The sequence below is a fragment of the Streptomyces sp. NBC_00457 genome (assembly GCF_036014015.1).
Lineage (GTDB): Bacteria > Actinomycetota > Actinomycetes > Streptomycetales > Streptomycetaceae > Streptomyces.
The window spans coordinates 951,383-968,300 of sequence record NZ_CP107905.1 but is presented as its reverse complement, the minus strand read 5'-3'; the positions used below and the strand labels follow the sequence as shown (position 1 = coordinate 968,300).

Sequence of the window (16,918 nt, the reverse complement as noted above, 5' to 3'; positions counted from 1 at the left end):
CCGACCCGGCTGTCATGGCTGTTCTCACAGGAATCAACAAGGCCTGACAGAACAATTGACCCCCTGTCACCACGCCTCTACCTTCTGATCGATTCCCCGAACTGTGTTCGAAATCTCGGAAGTCGATGACCTCTTGGAGGGTAGATGAGCAGCAGTGCCCAGCCCGGCCCCCGCCCCTCACGCCGTCAGGTGCTCGGTATGGCCGCCACCGTGCCGCTGGTGGTGACCGGCTCGCTGGCCCTCGGGGCGGGATCGGCCCACGCGGCCGACTCGGCGTATGTCATGTGCTACTTCACCGAGTCCACGACCATGCTGGAGGCCGACTACGGCCTGCATCTGGCCGTCAGCACCGACGGGCTGCGGTGGATGCCGCTGAACCAGAACAAGCCCGTGGTCACGCCGACGGCCGGCGCGGGCGGGCTGCGGGACCCGTTCATCCTGCGGAAGCAGGACGGCACCTTCGTCGTGCTGACGACGGACCTGAAGGGCACCGACTGGTCCCGCAACAGCGTGTACATCCACGTCTGGGACTCGGCCGACCTGCGCACCTTCACCGGCTACCGGCTGCTGAAGCTGCACGACATGACGAACACGCACAGCTGGGCACCGGAAGCTTTCTGGGACGCCGGGCGCGGCCGGTACGGGATCCTCTACTCGTCGGTGAACAGCAGCGGCCACAACGTGATCATGGTGAGCTACACCACCGACTTCCGGACGACCGAGAACCCGCAGGTGTTCTTCGACCCCGGTTACGACGTCATCGACGGCAATCTGACCGTGGGGGTGAACGGCGTCAACTACCTGTACTTCAAACGGGACCAGACCCTCGTCGGCGCGAGATCCACCTCGCTGAACCCGGGCAGCTTCACGGTCTTCAGTACGCCCGCCGCACACGGCGGCACCGAGGCCCCGACCGTGGTGAAGTCCCTGACCTCGAACACCTGGTACCTCTGGGGCGACACCTACACGCCGAACGGCGTCTTCTACGCCTGGCAGACCACGAACCTCGCGGCCGGCACCTGGACCGCGCTCGACCAGCGCCTCTACACGCAGCCGCTCAACTCCAAGCATTGCGGCATACAGTCGATCACCTCGGCCCAGTACGGCAATCTGGTGTCCGCCTGGGGCGCCCCGGCCTGGAACCGGCTGAAGTCGTACAACTACCCGGGCCGTTACGTCCGGCACAGCGGTTACGTGGGCCGGATCGACGCATACCCCTTCGACCCGTTTCCCGACTCGCAGTGGAAGCTCGTGCCGGGCCTCGCCGACTCGGCGGGGGTCTCCTTCCAGTCGGTCAACTACCCGGCCCGCTATCTGCGCCACTACAGCTACAACCTGAGGCTGGACGAGAACGACGGCACGTCCACGTTCGCCGCCGACGCCACCTTCTACCGGACGGCGGGGCTCGCCGACTCCTCCTGGTCGTCGTTCCGCTCGTACAACAACCCGACCCGGTACATCAGGCACGCCGACTACGCCCTGCGGATCGATCCCGTCTCGACCGCCGCGGAGCGGCAGGACGCCACATTCCACGTCGGGTACTGAGGGCTTCGCCGGCGGGCGTCGGGAATCTGGACTGTCAGTACAGGATCTGGACTGTTAGTCTAGAGGTGTGAATCGAGCCCGAGGCCACCCCGACGCCGATGGAGGACACGCGTGACTACCACGACCCCGCCGGTCACCCTCGATGACGTCCGTGACGCCGCCGCCCGGCTCAAGGGCGTCGCGCACCGCACCCCGGTGCTGCGTTCACGGACGCTGGACGCACTCGTCGGCGCCAAGGTGTTCCTCAAGTGCGAGAACTTCCAGCGTGTGGGCGCCTTCAAGTTCCGCGGCGCCTACAACGCGGCCTCCCGGCTGAGACCGGAGCAGCTGGCCCGGGGCATCGCCGCCTACTCCTCCGGCAACCACGCCCAGGCCGTCGCTCTGGCCGCCCGTGAACTCGGCACCACCGCCGTGATCCTCATGCCGGAGGACGCCCCGCGCTCCAAGATGGACGCCACCGCCGGATACGGCGCCGAGATCGTGACGTACGACCGCTACACCGGCGACCGCATCGCCATCGGTGAGGCCCTGGCCGCCGAGCGGGGCCTCGCGCTCATCCCGCCGTACGAGCATCCGCATGTCATCGCCGGGCAGGGCACCGCCGCCCTGGAACTCCTCGAAGAAGCGGGTGAGTTGGACGCGCTCGTCACGCCGGTCGGCGGGGGCGGGCTGATGGCCGGCAGTGCCACGGTCGCCAAGGGCCTGTATCCGGCGATCCGGATGATCGGCGTCGAGCCGGAGGCCGGGGACGACACCAAGAGGTCGCTGGAGGCGGACCGGCGCATCGAGATCCCCGTGCCCCGCACCATCGCCGACGGACAGGCCCTGCACACACCCGGAGAGCTCACCTTCTCCGTGAACCGACGGCTGGTCGACGAGATCGCCCTGGTCGGGGACGACGACATCAGGGACGCGATGCGGTTCGCCTTCGAGCGGCTGAAGATCGTCGTGGAGCCCAGCGGCGCGACGCCGCTGGCCGCCCTGCTCAACGGTCGGACCGGTGCCCTGCCGCGGCGGGTCGGTGTGATCGTCTCCGGCGGCAACATCGATGCCGAGCGCTTCGCGCGGCTGTGCGGCGGCGCCGGCTGACGTGGTGGTCTTGGTCGTCCGGGAGGACGATGGACGCATGGGGCACGGTCACCGCCGGCGCCGTTCGTGGCCGCCCGGAGACGGAGACCGGCCCCGGCCGCAGTGCGCGGCCGGAAAGGAGGAGCGTCATGCTCGAGATCAAGACGCTCGACAAGCCGGACGAGCGGAGGGACTTCCCCCGAGGCCATCTGGAAACCGTTCACATGACCGGACTCGACTTCGCGGTGGCGACCTTCGAGCCCGGCTGGCGCTGGTCGGAGTCCATAGCGCCGATAGCCGGGACCGAAAGCTGTCAGATCCACCACAACGGCTATGTCGTCGAAGGCCGTTTGCGCATCCGCATGGACGACGGCGCCGAGAGCGAGGTCGGACCCGGCGACGTCTTCGTGTGCCCGCCGGGACACGACGCCTGGGTCGTGGGCGACGAGCCGGTCATCGCGTACGACTTCGCGGGAGGCATGGCACAGGAATACGCCAAGGCCAAGGAGGGGTAGCACCCCTCACACCGTGATGACGACCTTCGCGCGCGCGTGCTCCACCTCCAGGTACCGGATCGCCTCCGGTATCTCGGCGAACGGATACGTGCGGTCGATGACCGGGACCACCTTTCCCGACTCGGCCAGCTCGCCCAGGACGGTCAGATACTCCGTGGTCACCACCGCCGAGATCTCGACCACGCGGTGCGATACGAACCTGCCGACCGCCCGCGCCTGGAAGAAGAGACTCATCGGCCCGAAGAAGGTGCCACCGTCGTAGGTCCCGCCGCCGGACAGCACCAGCGTGCCGGCCGGGGTCAGTACGCTCCGGAACTCGCTCAGCGACTTGTTGCCGACCAGATCGAGCACCACGTCGTACCGGCGTCCGCTCCGGGTGAAGTCCTCCTGGCTGTAGTCGACGACATGGTCCGCGCCGAGCGAGCGGACCATGTCCACGTTGCGGGTCCGGCACACCGCGGTGACGTCCAGGCCGTACTCCTTCGCGAGCTGCACCGCGAACGTGCCGACGCCGCCGGACGCGCCGTTGATCAGGATCGTCTGCCCGGACCGGACGCGGGCCACATCACGCAGGCCCATGAGCGCGGTGCACCCCGCCACCGGTATCGCGGCGGCCTGCTCGAAGGTGAGGCCGGGCGGTTTCGGGGCCACGGCCGCGGCGCGGGCGCACGCGTACTCGGCGAACGTCCCGTCGGTCTCGCCGAACACCTCGTCGCCCGGATGCAGCCCCTTCACCTCGCTGCCGACGGCCTCGACCCGGCCCGCGAAGTCATTGCCGCGGATCTTCAGCTTGGGTGCGCGCAGCCCCATGGAGATGCGCATCAGCTTCGGGTCGCCGTGCATCATGTGCCAGTCCTTGGCGTTGACGGACGCCGCCTGCACCCGCACGAGCACCTGGTCGGGCTTCGGTACCGGCCGGTCGACCTCCCTGAACTCCAGCTCGTCCGCCGAGCAGTACCGGTCCTGGATCACAGCCTTCATGGAATCCCCCCTCTGTTACCACGGAGCGTAGAAGAGCGAGGTCTGCCCGGGAATGAGGAGCAAGCCCTGGTTCGCCCCGGAGAGCACCCCTAGGGGTCCGGGAGAGATGTACGGAACAGGGGGCGCGCTTGCTCTGGAAAACCGATCGGTTTACGCTACTCGTGTCCACATGGAAAACGATCGGTTTTCCGTCCTTGCCTTGTCTTGCTGAGAAGAGTGCGGAGCGTCCCATGACAACCATCGAAGGATCCGTCGCCCTGGTAACCGGCGGCAGCCGCGGTATCGGCCGTGCCCTGGTCGCGGCCCTGTACGAGCGCGGCGCCAAGAAGGTGTACGCCACCGCCCGCGACCCACGGACCGTCACCCACCCCGATGCCGTGCCGCTGGCCCTCGAGGTCGGCGACCCGGCGTCCGTCGCGGCCGCCGCCGAGCAGGCGCAGGACGTCACCCTGCTGATCAACAACGCGGGCGCGAGCGTGAACGCCAACTTCCTCGCCTCGTCCGTCGACGACATCCGCCGCGAGTTTGAGACGAACTTCTACGGACCGCTCCTCGTCACCCGCGCCTTCGTGCCGGTCATCGAGCGCAACGGCGGCGGCCACATCCTCAACGTGCACTCGGCGCTGTCGTGGATCGGTCTCGCCGGCTCCTACAGCGCCTCGAAGGCCGCCCTCTGGTCGCAGACCAACTCCCTGCGCCTCGACCTCAAGCCGCGCGGTATCGAGGTCACCGGCCTTCATGTCGGCTATGTCGACACGGACATGACGGCGCGGATCGACGAGCCGAAGTCCACGCCCGAGAGCGTGGCGGCGCAGGCCCTCGACGGCATCGCGGCCGGAGCCTACGAGGTGCTGGCGGACGACATCTCCCGGCAGGTCAAGGCGGGCCTGTCCGCGGACCTCGCGGTGCTCTATCCGCAGCTCGCCGCCTGATCACACCGGCAGCAGGCGGGCGATCAGGTCGCCGAGCTGCCGGACGTTGCGGCACTCGTGCATTGCGACGACTCCGGCGTACTCGGGTGCGGCCGAGTCGCCGGTGCCCCACAGCGTGCGCGGCTCGGGGTTCAACCAGTAGACGCGGCGGGCCCGTTCGGCGATGTCGCGTACGGCGGGCAGGTTCGGGTCGCTCATGTTGGTGCGGGCGTCGCCGAGAACGAACACGGTCGTACGCGGGCCCAGCGCGTCGGCGTAGTGCTCCGCGAACTCGCCCAGCGCCACGCCGTAGTCGCTGCTGCCGTGCCATCGGGTGAGCGTGGCCTCCGTCTGGATGCGGGCGCCGAGCCCCTGGGGATCGGCGACGCCGTGCCGGAGCAGCCCGGTCACCTCGTCGATCCGGTTGACGAAGGCGAACACCCGCACCTTGCTGAACTGGTCGTGCAGCGCCTGCACCAGCAGCATCGTGAAGTCCGAGAAGCCGGACACGGAGCCCGACACATCGCACAGCAGCACCAGTTCGGGCCGGGCCGGACGGCGCCGGCGCAGCACGGGCCGCATCGGCACCCCGCCCGTCGACAGCGAGCCGCGCAGCGTCCGGCGCAGGTCGATCGTGCCCCGCGCGGCACGGCGCCGGCGTGCCGCCAGCCGGGTGGCGAGCTTCCGGGCGAGCGGCTGCACCGTCCTGCGCAGCTCGGCCACCCGGTCCCGCCCGGCGTACAGGAAGTCGACCCGGTCGGCGGTCGGGGCCACCGCACGCCGGGCGATCTCGTCCCGCCCGCGCCGCTCGGCGACCCGGCGCCGCGCCTCCGTGGCCACCATCGCCCGGAACGCCTCGATCCGCCGCCGTATCTCGTCGTCGAGGAGCCGGTCCGCGAACCCCGAAGTGCCGCCCTGCGCCCGGATGTCGTCGCGGACCCGGGCCAGCAGCGTCTGCGGGCGGAGCCGGTCGAGGGTCTGGTACGACGACCAGCCGTCCGACGCCGGTGAACTCCCGTATCCGCCGAAGCCGTCGACGGCCTCGCCCGCCAACCGGCCCATCAACGCGGTGTCGTTGGCGGTCAGGGCTTTCGCGAGCCGGTCCCGCAGATCGTCCCGGTCCGCGGGCCGCTCCTCCGGCGCTCCCACGCCCCGTGGGAAGTACAGGTCGAAGACCGGGTCGAACACCGGCCGCTGTCCCGTGCCGTGCAGCAGCGTCGCGGCCAGTCCCTCGCGCAGTCGCTCACGGTCCGCCAGGCCCAGCGCCGCCACCGCCCGGCCGGCGTCCACGGTCTCCCCTGTGCCGATGCGGATGCCGTGCGCACGGAGCGCGGCGACGAAGTCCGTCAGCCGCGCCGCGACATCCGACGCCGCCGCGGTCACACGGCGTCCAGATCGAGCTTGGCGGCCGCCTTCAGGACGTCGTCCTGGTGCTTGAGGAGCACGCCCAGACTGGCCTGTACGACCGTCTCGTCCAGCGTGTCGGCGCCCAGCGCCAGCAACGTGCGCGCCCAGTCGACGGTCTCGGCGACCGAGGGCACCTTGCGCAGGTCCATCGCCCGCAGCGCGCCGACGACGCGCACCACCGACGCGGCCAGCGCCTCGTCGAGGTCCGGCACCTTCAGCCGTACGATCCGGCGCTCCAACTCCTCGTCGGGGAAGCCGATATGGAGGAACAGGCAGCGGCGGCGCAGCGCCTCGGACAGCTCGCGGCTCGCGTTCGAGGTGAGGACGACGAAGGGGCGGCGCGTGGCCGTGACCGTGCCCAGTTCGGGGACGGTGACCTGGAAGTCGCTCAGCACTTCGAGCAGCAGGCCCTCCACCTCGACGTCCGCCTTGTCGGTCTCGTCGATCAGCAGGACCTTCGGGGTGTCGCCACGGATGGCCGTCAGCAGCGGGCGGGGGAGCAGGAACTCCGCGCTGAAGATGTCGGTGCGCGTCTCGTCCCAGGTCTCGTCGCGGCCCGCGGTGATGCGCAGCAGCTGCTTGGCGTGGTTCCACTCGTACAGCGCGCGGGACTCGTCGACGCCTTCGTAGCACTGCAGCCGTATGAGCTCCGCTCCGGCGATCGTGGCGACGGCCTTGGCGAGTTCCGTCTTGCCGACGCCGGCGGGGCCCTCCACCAGGAGCGGCTTGCCGAGACGGTCGGCGAGGAAAACGGTGGTGGCGACCGCGGGGGAGGCGAGATAGCCGGTCTCGGCGAGACGGGCGGAGACTTCGTCTACGGATGTGAACAACGGGGCCTCCCGCTCGGTGGGCGTTCCTGCCGCTATCTAAGCGCTTGTTCAGGACGCCTGTCACGCGACTTCCGGCGATCGAGTACCGCCGGCCGCGATTGGCTGTCGCTCGTCTGCGGGGCCGTCGTGGCTGGTCGCGCAGTTCCCCGCGCCCCTTCGGGGCGCTGCCGAACCGTAGCCGACTTCACCAGGGCCGCTTAGGAGGCCTCAGCTCGACCGGCCCCGGAGCCGCATATCGCACAGGCGGTCGAGCAGGCGTAAGGGGCGGCCGCTATGGCGACCGCCCCTTACCGAGTCCCCCTCGCTCAGGCCGCGAGCCCCACCGCTTCGACCGCCGGAGTACGCAGCACCCGCCGGGTCGTGGCCAGGCTCGTCCCCATCGTCACCGCCGCCGCGATCGCGACGACCGTGAACCAGATGCCGAAGAACTGGCCCGGCAGTACCTCGTCCGAGCGGACGACGGTGAACGGGACGATCCCCGCCAGCGCCGCCACCGTGCCGAAGAAGACACCGGTCACCGTGAGCACCAGCCCCTCGGCGCCCACCACACCGAGCACCTGACCCGGAGTCGCCCCGGCCAGCCGCTGCTGCCCGAACTCCCGGGCCCGGTACGTCGTCGCCGCGTACAGCGAGTTGACCAGCATCACGCAGACGAACGCGACGATGATGCCGACGACCGTGAAGTTCAGGGTCTCCAGCGTCTTGGCGTCGACGTCCTTGACGATCCCCAGCTTCTCGACCGTGTCGCTCTCCACCGCCTGCATGGTGAGCGTCGCCGTGGACACCGCCGTGAACAGGATCAGCGACATCAGGATCCCGGCGAGATGCTCCGCCCGCTCCCGCAGGTTGCGCACGGCCAGCCAGCCGCTCGCCCCCGACAGCGACAGCCCGTTCAGCAGGCCCTTCAGCAGCCGCGTCGCCAGCAGCGCGAAACCCACCGACAGCAGGATCGCGCCCTGCGCCGGAGCCGCCATCAGCGCCTCGTCCGTCGCCGACATCGCGAAGGTGGACGTCACCGCCACAGCGCCGACGACCAGAGCGGCGTACGCGAAGAACTTCCGCTTCCCGTCCCGCCGTTCGCGCCGGCGCGTCGCCCGCCGTACGGCGAGGAACGCGGCGCCCGCCGCCGCGAGCAGCGTGATGTCGATGCCCGACATCAGCGCGATCGGCCCGAAGGAGTGGTCGACGGACCCGGCGACCTGGCCGCTGTCCTGGAACACGTCCAGCAGCAGCCGCCCACCCAGCATCGCCGGGCCGATCGCCAGCGCCGCGCCCACCAGGGCCACGGCCACCGCCTCACCGACGACCATCCGCTTGATCTGCGCCGGAGTCGCCCCCGAGCAGCGCAGCAGCTCCAGCTCGGCAGCCCGCTGGCGGACGTTGACCGTGAGCGTCGAGGCGACGGCGAAGAACACCAGCAGCGTGCCGTAGCCGCCGACGACGCTCGCCGACAGGCTCAGCGTCTCGGAGCTGGTCGAGTCGATGCCGGGCTGTCCGGCGGTGTCGTGCATCGAGTTGAACGTCATGATGATCGCCGCGCCGAGGAACGCGGACAGCAGCGTCGCGAGGAAGCGTCCGGGCCGTTGCCGGATCGACCGCATGGCCAGCAAGAACATCGCTCACACCCCCTGCAGCGCGTCGTCGCCCAGGTGGGCCAGCCGCTCGGCGACCGCGTCGGGCGTCGGCGCGTCCATCCGGCCGGCCAGCCGGCCGTCCGCGAGGAACAGCACCGAGTCGGCGTACGAGGCGGCGACCGGGTCGTGCGTCACCATCACCACGGTCCGGCCGTGCACCCGCACCGCCTCCTGAAGCAGCAGCAGCACCTCCCGGGCGCTGCGCGTGTCCAGTGCGCCCGTCGGCTCGTCCGCGAAGACCACCCGGGGTTCGGTGACCAGCGCGCGGGCGATCGCCACCCGCTGCCGCTGACCGCCCGAGAGCTGGTCGGGACGGTGCCCGAGCCGCTCACCGAGCCCCACGGAGGTCAGCACCTCCCGGGCCCGCCGCCGGTCGACGCGCTGCCCGGCGAGCTTCAGCGGCAGCACGGTGTTCTGCGCGACGGTCAGCGTCTCCAGCAGGTTGTACTGCTGGAACACGAACCCGATCCGCCGGCGCCGGAACTTCGTCAGCTCGGCCTCCGTGTCACCCGTCATCTCCGCCCCGTCGACCAGCACGATGCCGCTGTCGGGCCGGTCCAGACCGGCCGCGCACTGCAGCAGCGTCGACTTCCCCGAGCCCGACGGCCCCATCACGGCGGTGAACGTGCCCCGCCCGAGGCTGAGCGTGACCCCGTCCAGGGCGGTCACGGCGCTGTCGTCGGAGCCGTAGGTCTTGGTGACCTTGACCAGCCGCAGCGCCTCGGCGGCGGGTCCCTTGTCGTGCATACGTCGCGAACCTGTGCGAAACATTTCGTCATCACCCTCACTCCGGCACGCCCTGTGCCATGCCCAAGACGCTACGGAGACGGAGGCGGGACCACATTGGGCGCAGAACCCGTATTGGAGGGTGTACTCGGCAACACCCTGTACGGGTCACCAGGGCTGAGGTGAGGCCCGGGGGACTGTCAGTGGTGCGTTGTACGTTGGCGGTCATGGGGATCTACCTTGTCGGGGTCGGTGCGCAGGAGTGGTTCGACGAGGATGAGGAGGAAGGTGGACTGGGCGCGGTGTCGGCCGGGCTGAACGAGGAGCTGCGGCGGCGCGGACTGCCGCCGTACGAGTGGGTGCCGGAGGCGTCGGCATTCGAGGAGAAGCTCGTTCCACCCATGGACGGATTCAGTGCGCTGTGCCGGGCCCACCTGTCACGGGAGGCGGAGGAACGGCTCCTGGGCTGGACCGTGCTGGTTCCCATCTCGCTCGACGAGGAGATCCGACTGCCCGTCGAGTCCTCCTACACCGACGAGACCATGCTCGCCGGCGCACCCCAGGTGCTCGCCCTCGCGGAACAACTGGCAACGGTCATAGGCCTCCCGCCCGAGATACCGGCCACGAACGGCAACCTGGAACTCACGTCGTGGTTCCTGGACGGCCCGGCGCGGGAGATGACCGCAGCCCGCCCCGGACCATGGGCCAAGGACCTGGACACGGCCTTCTACACGGCGTTGTATCTGAGCGCCGCCCGCCATTCCCTGAGACGCGGCTGCCCGATGAAATACAGCTGACGCCTGATACCGCCGCGCCGATCACTCCCCGCTCACCAGAATCACCTCCAGGGTGCGCGGTCCGTGCACCCCCTCGACCCGGTCGAGTTCGATGTCGCTGGTCGCGGAGGGACCGGAGATCCAGGTCAGCGGGCGTGTCGGGTCGAGCCGGGGCAGGGCCTGCGGCACGGACGACACGACCTGGCCGGGGACCCGTACGACACAGATGTGGTGGTCGGGGACGAGGGTGATCCGGCGGCGGCCCTGGTCGGGGGAGCCGTCCAGGACGATCGTGCCGGTCTCGGCGATGGCGAGCGCGCAGCCGGTCACCACACTGTCGACCTGGTCCAGTTCGTACGACGTGCTCTCGGCCCGGTCCGGCACCTGGGCCACCTCGGTCGCCGCCAGCCACCCTTCGTCCAGCCCCGGCGGCACGACGACGGACGCCGATCCCCGTGCGTCGAGCAACCCCGCGATCACTCCGGCGAGTCCGGCACCGTCCGTGCGATGCACGATCGCCCGATAGTCCGCCAGATTCTCGGCGAGCAGATCCACCGTCTCCTCGACACTCCGGTTCCCGTGCTCGCTCAGATAGGTGCGCGAGACCGCCTGGTCGTACGGCGTGGCGTCCGGTGGCACGTCCGCGAGCGCGCGCTGCACCCGGCCCAGGATCCGCTCCCTGCTGCTCACTTCGCACCGTCCTTTCCGCTGCCGCCCCGCGTGCGCTGCCACCAGTCCCGGAACGGCTCGGACGGCAGTGCGGGCAGGGCCCGGGTCTCGCTCCACGCCTTGCCGGGACCCGGAATCGAGCGCGGATGCAGCCGCCGGGTGCGGGAGGCGAGCCGCTGGCCGGTGCGCAGGGCGCCCGGGCGGGCGAACGCCCAGCGTGCCGCGCGCATGGCGGCCCGCTCGGCGGCATGTCCCTTGGCCGGTTTCAGCACCACCTTGTTGCCCGCCCGTGTCACCTGGCCGCCCTCCACGACGCGTTCCCGCAGATGCACCAGCACCTCGGGGATGTCGATGGCGACCGGGCACACCTCGTAGCAGGCACCGCACAGCGACGAGGCGTACGGCAGTGAGGCGTCGATCTCGCTTTCCGTGCCCCGGAGTTGGGGACTGAGGATGGCGCCGATCGGGCCCGGATAGACCGAGCCGTAGGCGTGGCCGCCGGCCCGCTCGTACACCGGGCACACGTTGAGACAGGCCGAGCAGCGGATGCAGCGCAGGGCCTGGCGGCCGACCTCGTCGGCGAGGGTGTCGGTGCGGCCGTTGTCGAGAAGCACCAGGTGGAAGGTGCGCGGCCCGTCGGCGCTCTCGGAGTCCGTCGTGCCGGTCCACATGCTCGTGTACGGGTTCATGCGCTCCGCCGTCGACGAACGCGGCAGCGTCTGCAGGAACACCTCCAGGTCCTGCCAGGTCGGCACGATCTTCTCGATGCCGACGACCGAGATCAGCGTCTCGGGCAGGGTCAGGCACATCCGCCCGTTGCCCTCGGACTCCACGACGACCATCGTGCCGGTCTCGGCGACCATGAAGTTGGCGCCGGAGACGCCGACTTTGGCGCGCAGGAACTTCTCGCGGAGGTGCAGGCGTGCTGCCTCGGCGAGTTCGGCGGGTGTGTCGGTGAGGCCGTCCGGTGCCGGGCGGCCCCACTCGCTCATCTCGCGGGCGAAGATGTCCCGGATCTCGCCACGGTTGCGGTGGATCGCCGGGACGAGGATGTGCGAGGGCCGGTCCTTGCCCAACTGCACGATCAACTCGGCGAGATCGGTCTCGTAGGCGCGGATGCCCTCCTCTTCCAGCGCCTCGTTGAGCCCGATCTCCTGCGTGGCCATCGACTTGACCTTGACGACTTCCGACTCGCCGGTCTCCTTGACCAGTCGCGTCACGATCCGGTTGGCCTCGTCGGCGTCGGCCGCCCAGTGGACCGTCCCGCCCGCTGCCGTGACCGACTCCTCCAACTGCACGAGATAGCGGTCGAGATGGCGGAGCGTGTGGTCCTTGATCTGCTTGCCCGCCTCGCGCAGCGCCGCCCAGTCGGAGACCTCGGCGACCGCCTTCTCCCGCTTGGCGCGGATGGTGTGGGTGGCGTGCCGCAGATTGCCGCGCAGCGTCTGGTTGTGCACCGCCTCGTGCGCGGCCTTCGGGAAGGCCGGCATCCCTACGAACGTCCCGCTCATGCGCGCGGCTCCTCTCCGGTACGCCCGCTCATTCCGCCGGCTCCTCTTCCGTGCTCGCCAGGATCTCCGCGATGTGGACGGGCCGCATGCCGGTGCCGATCCGGGCCATCGTCCCGCCGATGTGCATGAGGCAGGAGTTGTCGGCCGCGCACAGCACCTCGGCGCCCGTCGACTCGGCGTTGCGCACCTTGTCCGCGCCCATCGCAGCCGAGACGTCGGAGTTCTTCAGGGCGAAGGTGCCGCCGAATCCGCAGCACTCGTCGGCACCCGGCAGCTCGGCCAGCTCCAGCCCCTTGACGGCCTGGAGCAGCCGCCGCGGCCTGTCCCCCAGGCCCAGGCTGCGCAGCCCGTGGCAGGTCGGGTGGTAGGTCACCTTGTGCGGGTAGTACGCGCCGACGTCCGTCACCCCGAGCACGTCCACCAGGAACTCCGTGAGCTCGTACGTCTTCGGGATCACCGGCGCCAACGTGGCCGCGAGCGTGTCCCCGCGTCCCTCGGCCCGCGCCCGCTCGCCCATCCGCGGATACAGCTCCCGCACCATCGCCCCGCACGACCCGGACGGGGTCACGATCGCCTCGTACTCCCCGAAGACATCGGAGAAATGCCGGGCCAGCGGCTCCGCCTCATGCCGGTAGCCGGTGTTGTAGTGCGCCTGCCCGCAGCAGGTCTGGGCCATCGGGAAGTCGACGTCGACGCCCAGCCTGGTCAGCAGTTTCACCACGGCGCGGCCGGTGTCCGGATAGAGCGTGTCGTTGACACAGGTCAGGAACAGGGCGACACGCATCGCGGCTCCTTGTGGTTGATCATCGGATGAGTGCAGCGTAGTCGGGCAACAGGACGTGGGGGAGTCCCCGGTCACCGCCGGGTGAGCCGGGCCTCCGCCTTGCGCCAGCGCGCGATGTCGCCGCGCGGCTCGTATCGGGTGAGCGGCTGTGTACGGGTGAGCAGGCGCCGCATTCCCGCGAGGTCGCCGACGAGCCCGTGGGCCCGCGCCTGGACCAGGACGTTCCCGAGGGCGGCGGCCTCCGTCGGACCCGCCACGACCGGCAGTCCGCAGGCGTCGGCGGTGAGCTGGCACAGCAATGCGTTGCGCGTGCCGCCACCCACGATGTGCACGACGTCGACCGGGTGCCCGGCCAGCCGCTGCGCCTCCTCGACCGCCCGGCGATGGGCGAGCGCGAGGGAGTCGAGGATGCAGCGCGTGATCTCGGCGGGCGACTCGGGCACCGGCTGCCCCGAGACCCGGCAGGCCTCGGCGATCCGCTCCGGCATCCGCCCCGGCGCGAGGAACGCCGAGTCGCCCGCGTCCACGACCGACCGCAGCGCCGGCGCGTTGGCCGCGTCGAGCAGCAACCCGCCCAACTCCGGCTCACCCCAGGCCCGTACGCACTCCTGGAGCAGCCACAGTCCCATGATGTTGCGCAGATACCGGACTGTTCCGTCCAGCCCCAGCTCATTGGTGAAGTTGGCGGCGCGGCTCGCCTCGCTCAGCACGGGCGCGTCCAGCTCCAGGCCCGCCAGGGACCAGGTGCCGGTGCAGATGTACGCGAACCGCTCACCCTCGGCCGGTACAGCGGCAACCGCCGACGCCGTGTCGTGCGAGCCGACCGTCGTGACCGGCACCGGCCCGGTCAGCCCGGTCTCCTCCAGCACCTCGGGCAGCAGCACGCCCGCCGGGTCCCCGGGCTGTCTGAGCGGCGCGAACAGGCCGAGGTCGATCCCGAGCCGGGCGGCGACGTCGTACGACCAGTCGCGCGTCCGGGGATCGATCAGCTGGGTCGTGGAGGCGTTGGTCAGCTCGGTGCCCTGCTCGCCGGTGAGCCAGTAGGCGAGCAGATCCGGGACGAGCAACAGACGCTTGGCGTACGCCAGTTGCTGGGTGGAACGGGCGGCGACCAGCTGGTACAGCGTGTTGAAGGGCGCGTACTGCAGTCCCGTCGCCGCATACAGCTCGGGGGCGGGCACCGTCGCCCACACCTTCTTCGCGATGCCCTCGGTCCGCGCGTCCCGGTAGTGCACGGGGTTCCCGAGCAGCGCACCGTCGGCGTCCAGCAGCCCGTAGTCCACGGCCCAGCTGTCGATGCCGACGGAGTCCACCTGACCCGCCGCCCTGAGCCCGTCCAGCACTCCGGCATACAGCCCGAGCACGTCCCACCGCAGCCCCTCCGGCACCCGTACCGGCCGGTTCGCGAACCGGTGGGCCTCCGTCAGCTCCAGCGAGTCGGGCCCGACACGGCCGACCATGACGCGCCCGCTGGACGCGCCGAGGTCGACCGCGGCGTACGACTTCACACCCGTGCTCATCGCAGGAACGCGGCCGCGACGCCGGCGTCGACCGGGACATGCAGCCCGGTGGTGTGCGTCAACTCCCCACCGGTCAGCGCGAACACGGCGTTCGCGACATGCTCGGGCAGCACCTCGCGCTTGAGGATGGTCCGCTGGGCGTAGAACTCGCCCAGCTTCGCCTCCTCCACCCCGTACACGGCCGCCCGCTGCGCACCCCAGCCACCGGCGAAGATCCCGGACCCACGCACCACGCCATCGGGATTGACCCCGTTGACCCGGATCCCGTACTCACCCAACTCGGCGGCCAGCAGCCGCACTTGGTGCGCCTGATCGGCCTTGGTGGCGGAGTACGCGATGTTGTTCGGCCCGGCGAAGACGGCGTTCTTGGAGGCGATGTAGACGATGTCGCCGCCCAGCTCCTGCGCGATCATCACCCGCGCCGCCTCGCGCGAGACGAGGAAGGACCCCCGGGCCATGATGTCGTGCTGCAGGTCCCAGTCCTTCGCCGAAGTCTCGAGCAGCGGCTTGGAGATGGAGATTCCGGCGTTGTTGACCACCAGATCGACCCCGCCGAAGGCGAGCACGGCCGCCTTGAAGGCATCGGCGATCTGCTCCTCGGACGTCACATCAACCGTCACGGCGACGGCCTTGTCGGGCCCGCCCAGCTCCTCGGCGACGGCGGCCGCGTTCTCGGCATTCAGATCCGCGACGACGACACACGCCCCCTCGGCCACCAGCCGCCCGGCGATCGCCTTCCCGATCCCACTGCCCGCCCCGGTCACCAGCGCGACCCGCGTCGCCAGCGCCTTGGGCTTCGGCATCCGCTGAAGCTTGGCCTCCTCGAGCGCCCAGTACTCGATACGGAACTTCTCGGACTCCTCGATCGGCGCGTACGTCGACACGGCCTCGGCCCCGCGCATCACATTGATGGCGTTGACGTAGAACTCACCGGCCACCCGCGCGGTCTGCTTGTCCTTGCCGAAGCTGAACATGCCGACCCCGGGAACCAGCACGATCGCCGGGTCGGCACCGCGCATCGCGGGGGAGTCGGGCAGGGCGTGCCGCTGGTAGTAGGCGGCGTACTCCTCGCGGTAGGCGGCGTGCAGCTCCTTCAGCCGTGCGATCGCCTCGTCCAGCGGCGCGGTCGGCGGCAGGTCGAGCACCAGCGGCCGTACCTTCGTGCGCAGGAAGTGATCGGGGCAGGACGTACCGAGCGCGGCGAGCCGAGGATGCTCGGCGGACGCGAGGAAGTCGAGGACGACCTCGGAGTCGTTGAAGTGGCCCACCTGGGGGCGGTCCTGCGACGCGAGGGCACGCACATGAGGCGCCAGTGCGGCTGCCCGCTCCCGCCGCTCGCCGGCGCTGAGGGCGGCGTACCCCTCGATCACCGGCCCGAAGGGCTCGGCCTTCCCGCGCTCCTCGAGGAACGCCTCGGCGGTACGGATGATGTGCAGCGAGTTGCGCTCGCACTCCTCGGAGGTGTCACCCCAGGCGGTGATCCCGTGCCCGCCGAGAATGCATCCGACGGCCTGCGGATTGGCCTTCTTCACGGCCGCGATGTCCAGCCCGAGCTGAAACCCGGGCCGCCGCCACGGCACCCACACCACGCTGTCCCCGAAACACTCGGCGGTCAGCTTCTCCCCGTCGACGGCGCAGGCGAGCGCGATCCCGGAGTCCGGATGCAGATGATCCACATGCGCGGCCTCGACCAGCCCGTGCATCGCCGTGTCGATCGACGGAGCCGCCCCGCCCTTGCCATGCAGGCAGTAGTCGAACGCGGCCACCATCTCGTCCTCGCGCTCGACCCCCGGATAGACCTCGACGAGCGCCCGCATCCGATCCAGCCGCAACACGGCCAGCCCGGCTTCCTTGAGAGTCCCGAGGTCACCCCCGGACCCCTTGACCCACATCAGCTCCACATCACCCCCGGTGACGGGATCCGTGTCGGTCCCCTTGGCGGACGTGTTCCCGCCGGCGTAGTTGGTGTTACGAGGATCAGCGCCGAGCCGATTGGACCGGGCGAGGAGAGAGACGGCTTCGGGGTGCGGTGCCATGAACT

15 protein-coding genes are annotated in these 16,918 nt (G+C 70.3%); 5 read left to right on the top strand and 10 right to left on the bottom strand.

Annotation, left to right across the window (positions count from 1 at the left end; all coding sequences use genetic code 11):
* Window positions 1-144 precede the first annotated feature (144 nt).
* The 3 genes from OG828_RS04575 to OG828_RS04565 all read left to right on the top strand — a co-directional run bounded on the left by OG828_RS04575 (window position 145) and on the right by OG828_RS04565 (window position 3,128).
* Window positions 145-1,545, top strand: coding sequence for a glycoside hydrolase family 43 protein (locus OG828_RS04575; RefSeq protein WP_328500179.1), 1,401 nt, complete (start codon window positions 145-147; stop codon window positions 1,543-1,545).
* 111 nt (window positions 1,546-1,656) lie between these two features.
* Complete coding sequence (locus OG828_RS04570; protein ID WP_328500178.1) at window positions 1,657-2,634, top strand: pyridoxal-phosphate dependent enzyme; 978 nt, start codon at window positions 1,657-1,659, stop codon at window positions 2,632-2,634.
* A 128-nt stretch (window positions 2,635-2,762) separates the two neighbouring features.
* Window positions 2,763-3,128 (top strand): cupin domain-containing protein, encoded by a 366-nt coding sequence (locus OG828_RS04565; RefSeq protein ID WP_210569821.1) that lies wholly within the window; start codon window positions 2,763-2,765, stop codon window positions 3,126-3,128.
* A 6-nt stretch (window positions 3,129-3,134) separates the two neighbouring features.
* Here the strand turns inward: OG828_RS04565 and OG828_RS04560 are convergent, their stop codons facing one another.
* The gene (locus tag OG828_RS04560) at window positions 3,135-4,109 is read right to left on the bottom strand and encodes an NAD(P)-dependent alcohol dehydrogenase (RefSeq protein ID WP_328500177.1); all 975 of its coding nucleotides are present in this window, start codon (window positions 4,107-4,109) and stop codon (window positions 3,135-3,137) included.
* Between the two features lie 230 nt (window positions 4,110-4,339).
* Here OG828_RS04560 and OG828_RS04555 point away from each other — a divergent pair, with 230 nt between their 5' ends.
* A complete protein-coding gene (locus tag OG828_RS04555; protein WP_328350419.1) occupies window positions 4,340-5,041 on the top strand; it encodes an SDR family oxidoreductase in 702 nt (233 codons plus the stop codon).
* Here OG828_RS04555 and OG828_RS04550 read toward each other — a convergent pair whose 3' ends face one another.
* The 4 genes from OG828_RS04550 to OG828_RS04535 form a co-directional block, all read right to left on the bottom strand.
* Complete coding sequence (locus OG828_RS04550; protein WP_328500176.1) at window positions 5,042-6,403, bottom strand: vWA domain-containing protein; 1,362 nt, start codon at window positions 6,401-6,403, stop codon at window positions 5,042-5,044.
* On the bottom strand, window positions 6,400-7,257 hold the full coding sequence (locus tag OG828_RS04545) for an AAA family ATPase (RefSeq protein ID WP_328500175.1): 858 nt from the start codon (window positions 7,255-7,257) through the stop codon (window positions 6,400-6,402). The genes OG828_RS04550 and OG828_RS04545 overlap by 4 nt, the downstream gene beginning before the upstream one ends.
* Window positions 7,258-7,562: 305 nt before the next feature.
* Complete coding sequence (locus OG828_RS04540) at window positions 7,563-8,873, bottom strand: FtsX-like permease family protein (RefSeq protein WP_328500174.1); 1,311 nt, start codon at window positions 8,871-8,873, stop codon at window positions 7,563-7,565.
* Window positions 8,874-8,876: 3 nt separating this feature from the next.
* Complete coding sequence (locus tag OG828_RS04535; protein WP_328500173.1) at window positions 8,877-9,662, bottom strand: ABC transporter ATP-binding protein; 786 nt, start codon at window positions 9,660-9,662, stop codon at window positions 8,877-8,879.
* 182 nt (window positions 9,663-9,844) lie between these two features.
* On the opposite strand from OG828_RS04535, the gene OG828_RS04530 reads away from it, so the two are divergent.
* The gene (locus tag OG828_RS04530; protein WP_328500172.1) at window positions 9,845-10,414 is read left to right on the top strand and encodes a hypothetical protein; all 570 of its coding nucleotides are present in this window, start codon (window positions 9,845-9,847) and stop codon (window positions 10,412-10,414) included.
* A 21-nt stretch (window positions 10,415-10,435) separates the two neighbouring features.
* Here OG828_RS04530 and OG828_RS04525 read toward each other — a convergent pair whose 3' ends face one another.
* The 5 genes from OG828_RS04525 to OG828_RS04505 form a co-directional block, all read right to left on the bottom strand.
* Window positions 10,436-11,083, bottom strand: coding sequence for a LutC/YkgG family protein (locus tag OG828_RS04525; protein ID WP_328500171.1), 648 nt, complete (start codon window positions 11,081-11,083; stop codon window positions 10,436-10,438).
* Window positions 11,080-12,573 (bottom strand): LutB/LldF family L-lactate oxidation iron-sulfur protein, encoded by a 1,494-nt coding sequence (locus OG828_RS04520; RefSeq protein WP_328500170.1) that lies wholly within the window; start codon window positions 12,571-12,573, stop codon window positions 11,080-11,082. Before OG828_RS04520 ends, OG828_RS04525 begins: the two co-directional genes overlap by 4 nt.
* A 28-nt stretch (window positions 12,574-12,601) precedes the next feature.
* On the bottom strand, window positions 12,602-13,357 hold the full coding sequence (locus tag OG828_RS04515; protein WP_328350403.1) for a (Fe-S)-binding protein: 756 nt from the start codon (window positions 13,355-13,357) through the stop codon (window positions 12,602-12,604).
* Window positions 13,358-13,428: 71 nt separating this feature from the next.
* Window positions 13,429-14,877 (bottom strand): rhamnulokinase, encoded by a 1,449-nt coding sequence (locus OG828_RS04510; RefSeq protein ID WP_328500169.1) that lies wholly within the window; start codon window positions 14,875-14,877, stop codon window positions 13,429-13,431.
* Window positions 14,874-16,913 (bottom strand): bifunctional aldolase/short-chain dehydrogenase, encoded by a 2,040-nt coding sequence (locus OG828_RS04505; RefSeq protein WP_328350399.1) that lies wholly within the window; start codon window positions 16,911-16,913, stop codon window positions 14,874-14,876. Before OG828_RS04505 ends, OG828_RS04510 begins: the two co-directional genes overlap by 4 nt.
* Between the last annotated feature and the right edge of the window lie 5 nt (window positions 16,914-16,918).